General features: G+C 41.1%; 10 protein-coding genes. 5 read left to right on the forward strand and 5 right to left on the reverse strand.

The window, feature by feature from the left end; genetic code table 11:
* The first annotated feature begins 28 nt into the window (after nt 1-28).
* From H6G76_RS18090 to H6G76_RS18110, 5 genes are all read left to right on the forward strand, one after another.
* A complete protein-coding gene (locus H6G76_RS18090) occupies nt 29-748 on the forward strand; it encodes a SapC family protein (protein ID WP_190703426.1) in 720 nt (239 codons plus the stop codon).
* Nucleotides 745-1,782, forward strand: coding sequence for a methyltransferase (locus H6G76_RS18095; protein ID WP_190703429.1), 1,038 nt, complete (start codon nt 745-747; stop codon nt 1,780-1,782). The genes H6G76_RS18090 and H6G76_RS18095 overlap by 4 nt, the downstream gene beginning before the upstream one ends.
* A gap of 86 nt (nt 1,783-1,868) precedes the next feature.
* Nucleotides 1,869-2,786: a radical SAM protein gene (locus H6G76_RS18100; RefSeq protein ID WP_190703432.1), complete on the forward strand. Its 918-nt coding sequence runs from the start codon at nt 1,869-1,871 to the stop codon at nt 2,784-2,786.
* 7 nt (nt 2,787-2,793) lie between these two features.
* A complete protein-coding gene (locus H6G76_RS18105) occupies nt 2,794-3,615 on the forward strand; it encodes a hypothetical protein (RefSeq protein WP_190703436.1) in 822 nt (273 codons plus the stop codon).
* Nucleotides 3,615-4,493: a hypothetical protein gene (locus tag H6G76_RS18110; protein ID WP_190703439.1), complete on the forward strand. Its 879-nt coding sequence runs from the start codon at nt 3,615-3,617 to the stop codon at nt 4,491-4,493. Before H6G76_RS18105 ends, H6G76_RS18110 begins: the two co-directional genes overlap by 1 nt.
* A gap of 146 nt (nt 4,494-4,639) precedes the next feature.
* Here the strand turns inward: H6G76_RS18110 and H6G76_RS18115 are convergent, their stop codons facing one another.
* From H6G76_RS18115 to H6G76_RS18140, 5 genes are all read right to left on the reverse strand, one after another.
* The gene (locus tag H6G76_RS18115) at nt 4,640-5,644 is read right to left on the reverse strand and encodes a class I SAM-dependent methyltransferase (RefSeq protein WP_190703441.1); all 1,005 of its coding nucleotides are present in this window, start codon (nt 5,642-5,644) and stop codon (nt 4,640-4,642) included.
* A gap of 649 nt (nt 5,645-6,293) precedes the next feature.
* A complete protein-coding gene (locus H6G76_RS18125; protein ID WP_190703444.1) occupies nt 6,294-7,502 on the reverse strand; it encodes a hypothetical protein in 1,209 nt (402 codons plus the stop codon).
* A 1,075-nt stretch (nt 7,503-8,577) separates the two neighbouring features.
* Nucleotides 8,578-11,466, reverse strand: coding sequence for an NHLP bacteriocin export ABC transporter permease/ATPase subunit (locus H6G76_RS18130; protein ID WP_190703446.1), 2,889 nt, complete (start codon nt 11,464-11,466; stop codon nt 8,578-8,580).
* A 2-nt stretch (nt 11,467-11,468) separates the two neighbouring features.
* Nucleotides 11,469-13,703, reverse strand: coding sequence for an NHLP family bacteriocin export ABC transporter peptidase/permease/ATPase subunit (locus H6G76_RS18135; protein WP_190703450.1), 2,235 nt, complete (start codon nt 13,701-13,703; stop codon nt 11,469-11,471).
* 64 nt (nt 13,704-13,767) lie between these two features.
* Nucleotides 13,768-15,207 (reverse strand): NHLP bacteriocin system secretion protein, encoded by a 1,440-nt coding sequence (locus H6G76_RS18140; protein WP_190703452.1) that lies wholly within the window; start codon nt 15,205-15,207, stop codon nt 13,768-13,770.
* Nucleotides 15,208-15,437 lie beyond the last annotated feature (230 nt).

Consider the following 15,437-nt stretch of genomic DNA (forward strand, 5'->3'; position numbering starts at 1 on the left):
ATCTGAGAAAAAACAAAGGACTTGAAAAGTGACCAAGCAACTACTAATCTACGAACAAACAACGCCCATTACCCAGGAAAGACATGGCAACTGGTCAGTCAAAACAGGCACAGACTACAGTTTTGCACGACAGATAAATTCAGTCCCCTTAATGGCGGTGGAGTTTCCCAAAGCTGCCACAGAATATGCCATTGTGTTTACGGGGACAGAAACATCAATAATGCCAGTGGCTATCTTGGGAATTAAAGAGCAGGAAAACCTTTACCTAAAAGAAACAGGAGATTGGCAAGCAAAATATATTCCCGCTTTTATCCGTCGTTACCCGTTTGTATTTTCTAGTAATGACGAGGGAAATACTTTTACACTTTGCATTGATGAAGGGTTTGCTGGGTGCAATCAAGAAGGACGCGGCGAACGACTTTTTGATACCCAAGGAACGCCAACCCAATATCTAGAAAGTGTTCTGGCATTTCTCAAAGAGTTCCAGATGCAACATCAGCGCACACAAGTCTTTTGTAATAAGCTCAAAGCACTAGATTTGCTGGAACCGATGAGGGTCAAGTTTACCCTAGATACAGGCGAGCAATCATCTTTAGCAGGTTTTATGGCAGTTAACCGCGATCGCTTAAATCAGCTTTCGGGGGAGCAGCTTGTAGACCTTTTACAGACAAATGAACTGGAATTGCTCTACTTACATCTACAATCAATGCGTAATTTCAACACAATGGTTGAACGAATTGCACAATGAATTCCCAAAATGCGCTCGCCTACCTCTGCGTTGATGAGTTTATTGATACCTTCGTCAAGGCGCAAGTACTGAAAAGTGCTTTTGAAATCGGAGTGATCGACTATTTACAGCAAAATCAACCTTGTACGCTGGATACTCTCGAACGCAAACTTCCAGGCGATCACACGGGAATAGCCTTATTGGTCGATTTACTCAAGGTCAATGGGGTGATCAAAGAAGACAACGGTCAGATTCAACTCAGTTCCCAATTTGCGATCGCTTTACAGTATCGCGATTTGCTGCAAGTTAAACTGGAATTTGCCAATTTGATTGCCCCTGACTTTGCCAACCATTTCACCTTATTACTAGAAAATTCACACCAATTCATGGAGCGATCGCAACTCTTTGATCTGTTTGGCTATCATCGATGTTTTGAACCGACTCCAGAAAACTATGAATTAACAAAGCGTTGGCTGCGAATCACCACAACCCTAACCAAATATGAGGCACAGGTATGTTTGCAATATCATGACTTTAGTCAGTACAAACGCATTCTGGATATTGGCGGTAATAGTGGTGAATTTGTCCTCCAAATCTGCAAGCAACACCCAAAACTACTAGCAACGGTGATTGATTTACCTCTGGTTTGCGATCTTGGTCAAGCTCATGTGGCACAAGAACCAGAAGCTAACAGAATCAACTTTATCAAAGGAAATGCCTTAGTAGACGCTTTGCCCACAGAAGTTAATCTAATTACTTTTAAATCTATACTTCACGATTGGCCAGAAGAAGCAACTGGGCAATTCATTGCCAATGCCAGTAAATCCCTAGCACCTGGCGGCAAATTACTGATTTTTGAAAGGGGAAAAATAGAATTGACAGATCGGCCTTTGCCTTATTGCTTACTTCCCATGCTCCTCTTATTTCGTTATTTTCGTTCTCCCTTAGTTTACCAAAGACAATTAGAAGCTCAAGGATTTGAGGAGATTACTATCCAATCAATTAACTTGGAAATGCCATTCTTTCTCATAATCGCTAAAAAAAGCAAAGTTTAATCAAATAACTACTCCAATCTAATAGAAACTAAATTAATAATAAAACATAATAATTTTTTATCTAAAAACTATTAATCTGCAAATTTATGGGATATTTTGACCCAAAAGAATATGTTGAATTCACCATGCACTTTCGCTGCAACCTCAAATGCGAACATTGCATGATTGAAGGGACAATGGATTGGCTCAAACCGGAATCGATGGAACGTTTTCAGGAAATCCTGAGCTATAATCAGCAACACCGACGCTGGAAGGGGGCAATCTTCACAGGCTCGGAAATTACCCTCAGTCCAAATTTACCAGATTTAGCTCGCATGGCTCGCCAGAACGGATTTGAACACGTTCGCATCCAAACTAACGGCATCCGGCTAGCAGACGAGAATTATTGCCGGGAATTAGTAGAGGCGGGTATCGATGAATACTTTGTCAGTGTGATGGCAGCAGATGCCGAAACCCACGATGCGATCGCACTTGTTAGGGGAGCTTTTGCGAAAATGATGCGCGGATTAGAAAATTTAGATGCTTATGAGAATGTATTCCTATTAACAAATACAGTCATAACCAAGCGTAGTTACCGTGACTTGCCTAAAATAGTAGATCGTTTAGCACACCTACGCAGATTGGTACAAATGGATTTTTGGAATTACTGGCCGATGAATGAAACGGATGAAAAAGACCTAATAGTTCCGTATACAGACATACTTCCTTTTCTTAAGGAAGCGATCGCCAACGCTTGGCAAAAAGGTCTGGCGATAGAAGTCAAAAACTTTCCAGAGTGTCTTTTAAAAGAGCATAGCAAAGCTTTAAACAACGATCAACCCAAGCTTTTTATTGATGATGCTTTTTGGACAGAGTTCATGCGTAACGGTTTTCACCAGTGTATCCACCGTGAACAATGTGGTTCTCGTCAGTGTCTCGGACTGAATACAGCCTATATCAAAAAGTTCGGCTGGCAAGAAGACATTCTCTCTCCTCTGCCTATACAAACTCCATTCATAGCCTAAAAGTACAGTGCATTTCCCCAATCCCCATACAGAATCAACAGTTGCATCAGCGCAAAGGCTTTTAGAACTGATTACGAATCTCAATGTTCCCTACGGCTATGAGCAATCATTGAGAATTTGTCAGCAAACCCTGCTTGGAAATCGCTTCCTCTTGAGTATCAGCAAACAATCAGTGGGAGATAACCCTCACGGAAGGCTTTTAGATTTATGTTCTGATTTGGCTATGCCTGAGGAGTTTCTAACGTTAAGCAAACAACATTTAAACTTGACAAGATTTGTCCATTTTGGGTTTGAGGAAAATCACAGCAAAAGTCTCTACAAAGTTTATCTAGAATTAGACAATCCTGAGGATACTAATAATTGCGATCGCATCCTCTTGCATTTAAGCTTTAAGTGGAATCCTTTAAACAAATCTGACAAAGTTATTACGAAATACTACCGTTATCCGGCTCTATTAGTCCAGGATATTGTTAACAAACTATCACAAGTTTATCCGGCTAATGCACATTCAGAATCTCTGGTAATTAGTAATAGTATTCTCGAAATTGCTGCTAAACGTTCAGGTGATAGTGGGCTAAGTTATCTAGAAGTAATAGAGGAAAATAACTCTAGAAAATCCTACGATCTCAACATTTATCCAGCCAGACTGCGAGTGCGGGATATACAACATATTCTCGTCAAAATGTTCCGTTACTATTCCATTCCTGAAAATTTATTTTTGCCTCTTTATACTCAAATTAAAGACAAGTTATTGGGACATATTGCTGGTGGAATACACCGCAATGGTCAGGATTTTTTCAACATTTATTATGGACTGGAAGGCAGATAATGTTAAGAAATCTAGATGAGGATGACTTTGAGTATACGACTGCTCAAGATAAATATTTTAATTACTGTTTATGGCCATATACGCCAGTAGCTCCAGTAGAAAATAAGTTCCGCCCCGTCAATTTACTGGTTCATTCATTTCAAATCGCAGGAGTTGATGAGCGGGCTTTTCAAATTGTTCAATCTATCCGGGACGCGATCGGACTGTTTCAAACAGTATGGGGGGTGAAATGGCTAGGAAATCGCCTGGTTTGGGAATTTTATTTCTACGATTATCAAAGACGAGAAAGAAATATCTCAATGCAGCGAGTTTTAGAGGCGATCGCTCCCTACATCAATTGCGATGTTTCACCAAGGGATAATTTTCCCTATTTCATGTTTTCCCTAGATATTGACCAAGAACTTGTTTCTGGTACTCGTAAACTAAAAACAATTAATATGTATATTGGCAACCCAGGGAGTACAGTTTCTTCGGGGATTGCCTATGCGATCGGCGATCGCCAAACCCAGTTGGAAAACTTCTACTTTTTTTTCAATGCAGCGCAACAACTCTCCGATGTCGCATCAAAAATCTGTTGTTCTGCTCATATTGACTGTCAGCAAATCGATATCCACCAAATTCTTTGGCCAGAACTACAAAAATGCCAAACAATCTGCCTAGCAAACAAGCAACAAAGCGACACAATTTATTTCTCTGGTATTAATGTAGATCAGTTGCTCATCTTTCTGGTAAAGCTCGATTATCCAACTAAAATCATCGATTTTGTCAAGATTAACAGGGCAAAGCTCAGTCATTTACTGTATGATGTGGGCTTCGACTATCGGGCAGAAGAAGAAAATATAGTAATTCTTAAAAGTGGTTACTACGGTATATTTTGATGCTGATGTTCATCACATTTGGAATTTTCAATGCACAACTAACGCATGATAGTTCTTTACTGTTCCAGCTTATCCTTTTTGCGAAGCCATAAAAAATTTATTTGACTTCATGGTTTTTAGCTGGAAGTCACGAAAACTTCTACAGTCTATTTGTTTGCAACTATCACTTGCTGTTGAGTGGGTGGCAGTGGATGAAGTTGGCAACGAGAAAAACCTGCATTGCTAAACATACTTTCGTACTCGCCAAATGTGTAGGCATCACCACTAGGCGTAGTTGCTAACATGACTAAGCTAAAAGCAGCCGCATCAGGTGGCGTAATCCGGTCAGTGTTTGGAATAAAATCGAAAACGATAACTCTTCCATCCGTAACCAGCGCATTCTTGATTTTTCGCAGTAGCTGTTCACAAGTTGCTACATCAAAATGATGTAAAAAGTTAGGCAGTAAAACCAAATCGTAGTTATTGCCATAATCGACTTCAAAAGCACTACCTGCAATTGTATGGTAGCGTGAACCAACTCCCTGGATTCGGGCGTTTTCTTGCGCTACCTCTAGAACCGATGCCCAATCAACCCCAAAAATTTCAGCATCAGGGTTATGTTGGGCAATGGCAATTCCAAATAAGCCATGAGAAGCTGAAATATCTAATACTTTGGTTGGCTTGATGTTATTTTGACTCACCAACTGAGCGATTAATTGTGCCGGATTTGCCATCATTGGTGCCATAGCTTTGGCAAATTGCACCCAGACTGGATTTTGGGGCGATAATGTGCCTTCAGAAGATACAACAGTGCCTCCTGTGCGAACGGCAGAAGTTAAGTCATTGAAGCTACTTGTGATCATGGGAGACAGTAAAAACTCAACTGTATCTCCTAAATAAAATTTGCTTTGCCGAGCCAAGAACATAGCTGAATCTGGCGTGAGCCTATAGCCTTCTGTTTCCTTGGTCATAAAGCCCATAATCACCAAGTAATCACACAAGATTCGCATTCCCCGCTCAGAGGTTTGGCATTTTTGTGCCAGTGATTGGCTCGACTCAATCCCCTGACTGATAACACTAAAAATATCCAATTCAACTGCGGCTTTAATTGCTGCACTGCGTTGGTAAGCGTTAACTGTATTCAGGAATAGAGCAGGTGATGGTGTTGACATATCAAGCTTTTCCAATGACTAAATCTCATCAGCAACTTTTACTAAACCGATAATTATCGCTCAGGCGATCGCTAATAACAATCTGTTGAATTTGTTTTTTAACAGTCTGAGTGCGCTTGGTAATCAGAACGGGTTGGACACTTAACAATAATAGAACATCTCCTTGTTGGCTTATTCGTTCTGTGTAATAATCTCTCCGTTGCGGTATTCATGGCGTTCTGGGCTAGTTTGTTCTATAGCCCGATACTCGTCTAATGTCAGGCGAGTTTTTACTAAGTAGGAAGGCACAAATAAACATAACTAGATAAGTCTTGGGCAAAATAGCTAAAAACCTCTTCCCTCCTGCCCTCTGGAGACACTTGCGTGGGCGGGTTTCCCGACTTGAGTAAAGTGTCGTCCTCCTGCTTTCTCCTAATTACAATTATTTATGTCCCTCTACTTATATTTGAGCGCCAAATAAATATTTCGTCGTGCTTGGTATCACCTTGCTAACAAGTTTTTATCCCGTAAACACTCCATCAGGTTAGTAAAAGTTTAAAAGAGTAAAGTAGACTGTAATGCCCAGCCTACTTTTTATCCCATACAGTTAAAGCCGTTTTCGCTCAAGCCGCAACCAACTTTCTTTAGCTTTGCATGAATTGGACACAGTTCATACCGTAAAAGTCTGACCAATAACACTGTTGAAATCAAAAGCCGTTGCCGGATGATTCGCACTACTGATCAACTCGAAATTCTGTACTAGCATATCTGTTGCGCCATTGCTGATTGTATAGAAGCCAGAGGAATTTGCACTACCTGATAGGGTGTAGGTTCCAGAATCAAACAGCAGCTGATCTTTGCCATTACCACCATCAAACAATCCGCTCCCAAATCCTTTGACAATATCATTGCCATCTCCAACAAGAATACTGCCATTACCAACAAAGCCACCCGTTAGAGCATCGACAATATCGTTACCAGCCTCAGTAAAAATAGTGCCACTATTGTCGAAGCGACTAAAACTACCAGTGGCAGTAATTGTGTCGTTCCCAGTACCCGTATTGATTGTGCCACTGTTGTTGATGCCGCTAGAACTACCAGTGGCAATAATTGTGTCGTTCCCAGTACCCGTATTGATTATGCCACCATTGCTGATGCCGCTAGAAGCACCAGTGCCAGTAATTGTGTCGTTCCCAGCACCTGTATCGATTATGCCTTGTCTAAGAATAGTGCCATCGAGTTTAGTGAGCTTGAAGTTGATAATGCCAGACTCGCCAGTACTAGTGCCAGTTACAATATCGTCGCCAGAACCAGTATTGATTTTGCCAGCATAGTCGTTCCAGATGCCATTATTCGTACTAGAGCCAGTGATGATATCTTTACCTTTACCAGTATTGATGCAATTCAAGTTATAGATGCCTGCATCGTTGCCAGTAACAGTGATTGTGTCATTACCGTCATCAGTGTTAATCGTACCCTGGTTGTAGATGCCTTTGTATTTGCTAGTAGCAATGATTGTGTCATCATCCGCGCCAGTATTAATGGTGCTTTTATAGGGATTGTAGATCCCTGCAAAGTTGCCAGTACCACTGAGCGTATCTTTACCCTTGCCAGTATTAATAGTCCCTGCATTAGCAATTCCAATATCATCTAGATTGCCATCGTCATTATCCCCAACGCTAGTACTAGTACCGGAGATGTTGTCGTCCCCCTCTAAAGTATTAACAGTGACATCGGAGCTAACCTCAATAGCAATAGCATCATCGGTATTAACGCTAACTACATCTTTATCCTTAGTCCATGTACCTAACAAAGTTGACGGGTTTACGTCTAAATACCAACCTTTGCTATTTAAATCCACGGTATTTGATTCAACCATTTTGCTCACTCAAATAAGTTGTATTTTGACCAAAAATAATTATGTTTCGCTGATCACTAGCAGCTAGAGGATGTCTCTTTTCCGCCCTGATCATCTGTATCAGTGGTGATCTCATCAGCCTTGCTTCACCAAGCCCCGTTGGGGCGGGGTGTAGGGTGTGGGGTGTAGGGGAAGAGACAGCCCCAACAATCAGAGGGTTGGAAGCCCCGCCCTGAAAGGGCGACCGTGTTGGAAGAGGATTCTGTCCTCTCCCAACACGGTGTTCATTACCCCCTACACCCTGTTCAACGTCTCTAAGTCCGAAATCAAAATGATCTGATGCCCCCTAATTTATTCGTGGAAAACCACCCAGTACTCCTATGTACACATCATTAATCCGTGCCTATATACTTAGGCGATAAAAAGTATTTTTTAAAACTGAGTTTTAAAAAATCTCTCATCACTGTGTAATAATAAACACTAAAACTTAGTAAGTGTAAAATCACTGCTCTACGAAAACATTTACAATTCGGTTCATAATTTCTCGATCAAGCAAAAATTATGATGTAGCAAAAGCATATAGTTAGCAATAGTCTATTTCAGAAAATGCATAGTATTATGCATTTTTTACAATTCTTTTCTCGCCCTACTCTTGCTGCTATTGATAAAAGCCCAGTGCAATATGTGTTGAAAACGGGTTATATTGCCGCCACTCCAAAACACAAGCATGACAATACGCCTGCTGCTGATCCCTGCCGTTCTTTCTCCTGCTGTCCCAGTGACTATTGCTCCCCCTCGCCCCCAAAGAAAGAGTCCCCATGTTCTCGACGGGCTAGGATAGTTGCCCAGGTCGCGGCAATTCTATCGTGACGCTGTTTGCGCCATGCGGTGAATAGAAGTCGAAAAATAAATAAAATTAGCACATGAAAAGCTAGAAATAGTTGATGGAATGTGGTAAGAAAATGAATTCGCCCTTGAGCATTGAAGTAAAAAATCTCAATAACCTGGGGATAGTAGCAGGAATCATCGATGAAATAGGGCTGGTAGATCAAATAAATAATGACTTTTACAACTGTTCTCTCTAACCTGCGATAAATTACTCCAATTGACGAGCAACCAGACGCGCAAATAAACCTTCTTGACCGATCAATTCGGAAAAATTACCTACCTGTACAATCCGACCAGCATCCATTACATAGATGCGATCGGCGTTGCGAATGGTGCTGAGGCGATGGGCAATGACTATTCTAGTAGCATTTAATCTATCTAGACTTTCGGTGACGATCGCTTGAGTATGATTATCCAATGCACTGGTTGCTTCATCCATCAAGATAATTTTTGGCTGGGAAACTAGCGATCGCGCAATCAATAATCGTTGTCTTTGTCCACCAGATAGGTTGCTACCACCTTCACTAATTACAGTGTGCATTTGCATCGGCATTTGTCGGATATCATCAGCTAATCCTGCCATTTGTGCCGCTTCCCAAGCTTCATCGCGTGATACTATCGCCCCAGCCGTGATATTTTCAAAAATCGAGCCTGAACCAATTCTGCCATTTTGCAAGACTACGCCTAATTTGCGGCGTAGAGTCTGAACATCCAATCCAGCTAAGTCTTGACTATCATAATAAACCTTACCGCTTAATGGACTTTCAAATCCCAACAGTAAACGGAATATTGTTGATTTTCCACTGCCGGAAGGGCCAACAATCGCAATAAATTCTCCTGGTTCGGCACGCAGGCTGACATTATCGAGAATTAACGGCGCATTTTCTGTATAGCGAAAGCTGACATTTTCTAAGGAGATGTGACCAACTAATTGGCCTGGGTTTTCTTTAATGGAGTCAAATTCTAATGGCGATCGCAAAATTGGTTGCATCCGTTGCCACATGGGAACAATGCTCCAAATCCCAGTTACAGTATTGCTGAGGTCAATTACTCCTTTCATAAAAATGACTAAAGCAGAGTTAAAAGCTAAAAATACTCCTGTAGATAACTGGGTTTTAAGAAACAAGGTAGAAGTGGCAAAAATTAAGATAGAACTGAATACTGGTAGTGCTTCGTTAAATACAGAGATGCGATCGTTAATTAACTGCACACTAGTTTTGAGCCTGACTTGCTGAGTGTACTTTTTTGACCAAGCGGCAAACGCTCGTTCTTCGGCCATTGCAACTCGCAATTTGGCAACGCCATTAATTATCTGCACTACCAATCCCTGAAGTTCGCCATCAAGTTGTTGCTGTTTTTGGGATTTCTTCACCAAAAAAACGCTAGCCACAACTGTCACTATAGCGGCTAATATTGCTAAACCAGCTGCCACTAAGGCGAGTTTTGGACTATATACAAACATTAGTACCAAGTTGAGTAAAGCAAATACACCACTTAACAATGCTCTTTGAGTAGTGTCGCTGAGTTTTTGATGAATGTGGCGCACCGACATAACGCGGTTGACCAAATCTCCGGTAGTGTATTGACGAAAAAACTTGGGACTCAATCTCAGTAATCGATCCCACAGTGCAGGTTGCAGCATTGCATCTGTAACGCTTTCCACTCGCAGAGTCATAAAACTTTGGACAATTTGAAAGGCTAACTGTCCAAAAGCAACTGCTACTAAAATCGAACCTATCTGCCAGAGTAAGGTGCGATCGCTATCAGGAATTGCATGATTAACTAAAATAGCTGTCGCTTGGGGTGCAATCATGCCTAACAAAGTTCCGAGCATCCCTAAACCGAAAATTCCAGCAATGTCTTTTTGATAACCATTAATAGCAAACTGCCATAGTTTAATGGCACTGTGTGCCATGTTGGGTAAGGGTTTATACAGAATATAAGCTGAAGGCAATAATGTTTTTGCTACTGCCTGGTTTACGGGTGTGCGAGTTTGAGTAAAAGGGTCAAATAGAACATAACCCTGATTTTCTGTAGGTAATATAGCTACGGGATGTTGTTCTGAATCAACATAACCCAACAACGGGCCTTGATCCTTGCGCCACCAACCATGAGTTAACTGCACGCGACGGGTACGAATTTGTGATGAGCGGGCGATCGCTTCCACTGGATCTTTGAGATGCGTGATATCCTCACCTGTAGGATAGCAAAGTTGGATTCCCTGTACCCTAGCTACTGCTCCCAACGCGACTAGTAAAGGCGCGCCTACCTGAAAAAATCCGGTTTCTATCTCTGGCTCTAATACTGCGGCTAGTTGGGATAATGCCCCTTGAGCGACTTGGCGATTTAGTTGTTTTCGTTCTTCAAAACGCCGCCGATTTGCTTCTGCTTCTTGAGCAAATACCAAACTTAAATAAGATAAAAAATAAGTGTGTAAATTTGTTAAACTCGCAGATAAATTATCAATATAATTTAACTCTGCGGTTGTTAATAATTGCCCAGTAACTAAATTTTCCGCCTCCAACCATAAACCACTAGTCACAGGAAAAGCAGGCGATTTAAAATCTAATTGCAGATGTTCAACTCCCATCCATCGAGCATTACCTTGCTGCAACTTCAACCAAAAAATTGATTTTTGTGACACTTGTAGTGTTTCACCATCACCTAGAGAAAAGTTGCCATTAGTATTAATTTGGACAATATTTAATGGGGTTGTTAAAACTATTTCTTGAGCAATAATTGTTTGGCTTAAATTGTGTATCCAAGCTTCTACAAGAGCTATAGCTTGTTGGGGATTATTTGAGTTAATTTGTGCCACAAAATCGCCCATTGGCAAGCCAGATAAAATTGTGTTTTCCAGTGCTACCGCAACAAAACTCCATTCTCCCGATACAGCACCAAATAACGCTGCATCTGGAGAAACATTAAATAAATAATGCCGACGTTCAGCTGGTGAACCATCCTTGATCTTGGTTGCAAACACAGCCAATGTTCCAGACTGCACTACCCATAATGTCTGCGGGTCATTTAGTAAGATAAGTTCATTGGCTTTAAGGTTGTAGAGATTGGGAGAATAATTCATTTTGGTGTAAGTCATTTTTATACCTCCTCTGAACGGAGTAAACGTGTATAAGTACCTTCTTGCTGCCACAATTCTTCATGAGTACCGCGCTGTACGACTTTGCCAGCTTCCAGCACAATAATTTCATGGGCATCTCGAATTGTACTGAGACGATGAGCGATCGCAATACAAGAACAACCACGCTGTCGGAGGTTGCGATCAATTAACATTTCTGTCTCAGCATCAAGGGCGCTTGTTGCTTCATCCAGGACTAACACTGCTGGGTTTCTTACCAAAGCACGAGCAATTTCTAAACGTTGGCGTTGTCCACCACTCAAATTCATCCCGCCTTCGATCAACTCGGCATCATATTTTCCTGGCAGAGATAAAATTAAATCCCCAATAGCTGCATCTTCACAAGCTCGAATTAAATCTATATCTGTGATAGTTGCATCCCAAAGAGTAATGTTTTCTCGTACAGTCCCAGCAAATAAGAAAATATCCTGTTCCACCATTGCTAAAGAGTTAGCCAGAACATAGCGATCAATTTGCGTCCGAGGTATACCATCAAAGCAGATTTCCCCATTCCAAGGCTGATAAAGACCGCAGATTAACTTCGCAACTGTAGATTTGCCAGAACCACTACCCCCCACAATTGCTACCCGTTGTCCTGGCTTGATAGTTAAATTCAGGTTTTCGATTAAAGGCGGATCGACGCGACTATAACCAAAGGTGAGATTGCGTAATTCAACGTAACCCTGGAGTTGAAAGAGAGGGGATGAGTAAGATAGGGGGGAGATTAGTAGGTTTTTTTCTGGTTGTGTTTCTTGATTTATTACTTCCTCAGTCATGGGATCGACTGGGTTTTGCAAAACATCGTCGAGGCGGTTTAAATCAGCTTCTAAATCTTGTAGTGTACTGCCAAAATTTACAAGGTTATTGACTGGTTCTAAAAAGCTTTGAGTTAAACTTTGGTAGGCTACTAGCATTCCAATACTAAGTTTGCCATCCATTACTTCTAAACCACCGACAACCAAAATCGCAGCTGTTGTTAAGGATGTCAAAATTGTGGGTAAGGTTGTCAAAATTTGAGTTTGTAAATTTAATTGCTGTTGGGCATTGAGGGCTTTAGCATAATGTCCTGCAAACCGAGCAAATAAATCAGATTCTAGCCCAGAAGCTTTGACGGTTTCTATTGTTTGTAGACCGCTAATTGTGACTCCAGAGACTTTACCATGCTCCTGTGCTAGACGCAGATTTGCATTCACGCGAGTTTGCGATAAAAATTGCAGAGCCAGCATATTGATGAGTGCAAAACCACAAGCGATCGCACTTAGCAAATGGCTATACTGCAACATAATAAAAAAGTAAAAAACCATCATCAACGCATCAATAATTGTTGTTGCTAACCGTCCTGAAAGTGCTTCAGCAACTTTGTCATTAATGGCAACCCGACTGCTAACTTCTCCTGCATAACGTTGAGCATAAAAGTTAATTGGTAAGCGCAGAATATGCCACAGAAATTGCCCTGACATACTAACTGAAAGCTTAACCATCAGCCGCCGCAGATATGTAAATCGCATTGTAGCCAGCAATATCCGGCACGCCGCACTCAAAACCATGCCAATTAGCAAAGGGCGTAGCCATTGTTGGCGGTCTTGGACTAAAATCTCATCAACAAATACCTGTGAAAATGCTGGGACGGCTAATCTTGGTATTGTCAATAACAACCCTGCTAGTAAGCAAAATAAAATAGTAATTTGGGAATTTTTTAAGCGTTTATATAAGGCAGAAACAACATTAATTTTTTTGCCTCCCTTTTGAAAATTTGAGCCTGGTTCCATCACCAAGACTACACCTGTATATCCTGGGTTAAATTCTTCTAAGGTAATGGTTCTGCGACCTGTGCCGGGGTCGTTAAGATAGACCACATCTTTGCCAATTCCTTCGACAACAAGGAAGTGGTTAAAATTCCAAAAGATAATATAGGGTGGACGGAGTGTTTTTAATTGTTCAAGTGACTTTTTTAAACCTTGAGCATCTAAGCCAAAATGTTTGGCTGCTTTAATGATATTAACAGCTTTACTGCCATCTCTTGAAACCCCACATTCTTCTCTTAACTTAGCCAAAGGTACAATCCGACCGTAATAACTTAAAATAATTCCTAGAGAAGCAGCACCGCATTCTACTGCTTCCATTTGTAACACTGTAGGAGTTTGAACGCGACGGCTTTTAAATAGGGTCAATAAATTTAAACTGAAGGGAAGATACATAGTAAACAAACCATTTATGCTGGAGGAATTTTGATTTAACTAGTTTAGAGAGTTGAGAATTAACTTAATAAATGCCAGTCCAAGAACGGAGGAGAGGAATAATATAAGAGATAGGTGCTTTTTCTCCGATTTTGACTTGTACTGAAGTGGTAGTACCTGATGATATTTTGAGCGGTGGTTCATCTCCAGATGACCATTTATAGCCACTAATGCTAGTTGGTGCTTCTTGTAGTTGGGCAAAAGCTTGCACGCGAACTTCGCCATTTTTTGCTAGGCTATGAGCGATATCTTCATTGCCAACGATCGCAGTAATATCTTGTGTAGTAACTGGAAAAGGCGAAATATTTGTTAAAACTCCCACCATTCCACCGTAGCGTTCGCGTTTAGCAAAACTAGGTGTAACTTGAACGCTCATCCCTGGTTTAATTTGTTTACCATCTTTGTTATCAAAGTAAATAACACTCACCAGTTTGGCTTGAGAATCTGCAACGTCTAACGAACCCAGACGCACACCAGAATTGACAATTTGGCCTGGAACAACGCTAATTTGCAAAATTTGTCCGTTGTATTGACTGATGATTCTGCTGTCTTTAGCCAGTTGCAACTGTAATTGAGCAATCCGCAGTTTTAATTCTTGAATTTGATTGACTTTGTTGATAGCTTGTTTTAGGCTTTGTTCGTGTAATTTTGTTTGTTGAGTCTCTAAATCCTTGATTTTAGTTTTAATTTCATCGATTTTGTTGAAACTTTCTAGAGACTGCCGTTGAGTATTAGTTACTTGGATTTGTAAATCCTTAAGTTGTAAGTCTATTTCTGATAATTGCGTTTGATTATTGATATATTCTTGCTCGGCTTGGACTAACAAATCTTGGCTGATCGCCTTCTGTTGAAATAGCTGTCGTCGCTGATTTACCCGTTTTTGAAAAATTTCCTGTAAACCTTTAATTTGTTGCTGGCGTAATTGCAAAGTTTGGCGTTTTTGCGCGATCGCTGCTAAATCTTGATTATGTAATTCTGGCGATATCTGTTCACGCTTCAGGCTGCTTTTTAAATCTAGGTGTTGCTGTTCAAGCGTGTTAATTTGTTGGTCTATAACTTGCTTTTCCAACTTCTCTGTATCTTGATTCTGCGTTTGCAATTGCAGTAACTTGGTTTGTTCTTGCTGGAGTTGTTGTTTCAGCGTAGACTGCTCAATAATGCCCAGTACATCACCTTTTTTGACAACATCTCCCGGTTTAATATTCAGGCTTAATAAGGCTCCAGAAGCGGGAGATTGCAACTGTACTACATGGCTGGGTCGAATTAATACACCTTGACCTGTAACAGTTAAGGGGATGCGTCCGTACACACTCCAAACTCCGGCGGTGGCAACCAAAAAACCCATAGCAGTTAAGGATATCCAAGCTTTGGGTTTGATAGCCTGCATGAGTTGATCTAGCTGTTCTGGTGATGACAAGCGATCGAGTGCTTCTTGCCGGAAAAGCGGGGTACGTCTTAGATGCATTTTGCTCCTCCCTTAGTTTTTTCTCTAGTGTTTGATGTTTTTAACCTTAGAGAGCGATCGAGAATAACTAGGGAAGAAATAAGAAAACACCCACTATGTTGATGTGTGGATGTTTTGAGGTCAGTAACTTAGGTTTTGCAAACTAATGCCGTGTAAAACTTTCTCTCAAACCTAACCCCCAGCCCCTTCCCTACGAGGGAAGGGGAGCAAGAAACAACGCTTTTCTCTTA

This window comes from Nostoc sp. FACHB-152, from assembly GCF_014697475.1.
Taxonomy (GTDB): Bacteria; Cyanobacteriota; Cyanobacteriia; order Cyanobacteriales; family Nostocaceae; genus Nostoc_B.

Coding starts and splice junctions, on each gene's coding strand:
- H6G76_RS18115 (WP_190703441.1), bottom strand. CDS start 5,644: ATGTCAACACCATCACCTGCTCTATTCCTGAATACAGTTAACGCTTAC.
- H6G76_RS18095 (WP_190703429.1), top strand. CDS start 745: ATGAATTCCCAAAATGCGCTCGCCTACCTCTGCGTTGATGAGTTTATT.
- H6G76_RS18140 (WP_190703452.1), bottom strand. CDS start 15,207: ATGCATCTAAGACGTACCCCGCTTTTCCGGCAAGAAGCACTCGATCGC.
- H6G76_RS18100 (WP_190703432.1), top strand. CDS start 1,869: ATGGGATATTTTGACCCAAAAGAATATGTTGAATTCACCATGCACTTT.
- H6G76_RS18110 (WP_190703439.1), top strand. CDS start 3,615: ATGTTAAGAAATCTAGATGAGGATGACTTTGAGTATACGACTGCTCAA.
- H6G76_RS18125 (WP_190703444.1), bottom strand. CDS start 7,502: ATGGTTGAATCAAATACCGTGGATTTAAATAGCAAAGGTTGGTATTTA.
- H6G76_RS18130 (WP_190703446.1), bottom strand. CDS start 11,466: ATGACTTACACCAAAATGAATTATTCTCCCAATCTCTACAACCTTAAA.
- H6G76_RS18135 (WP_190703450.1), bottom strand. CDS start 13,703: ATGTATCTTCCCTTCAGTTTAAATTTATTGACCCTATTTAAAAGCCGT.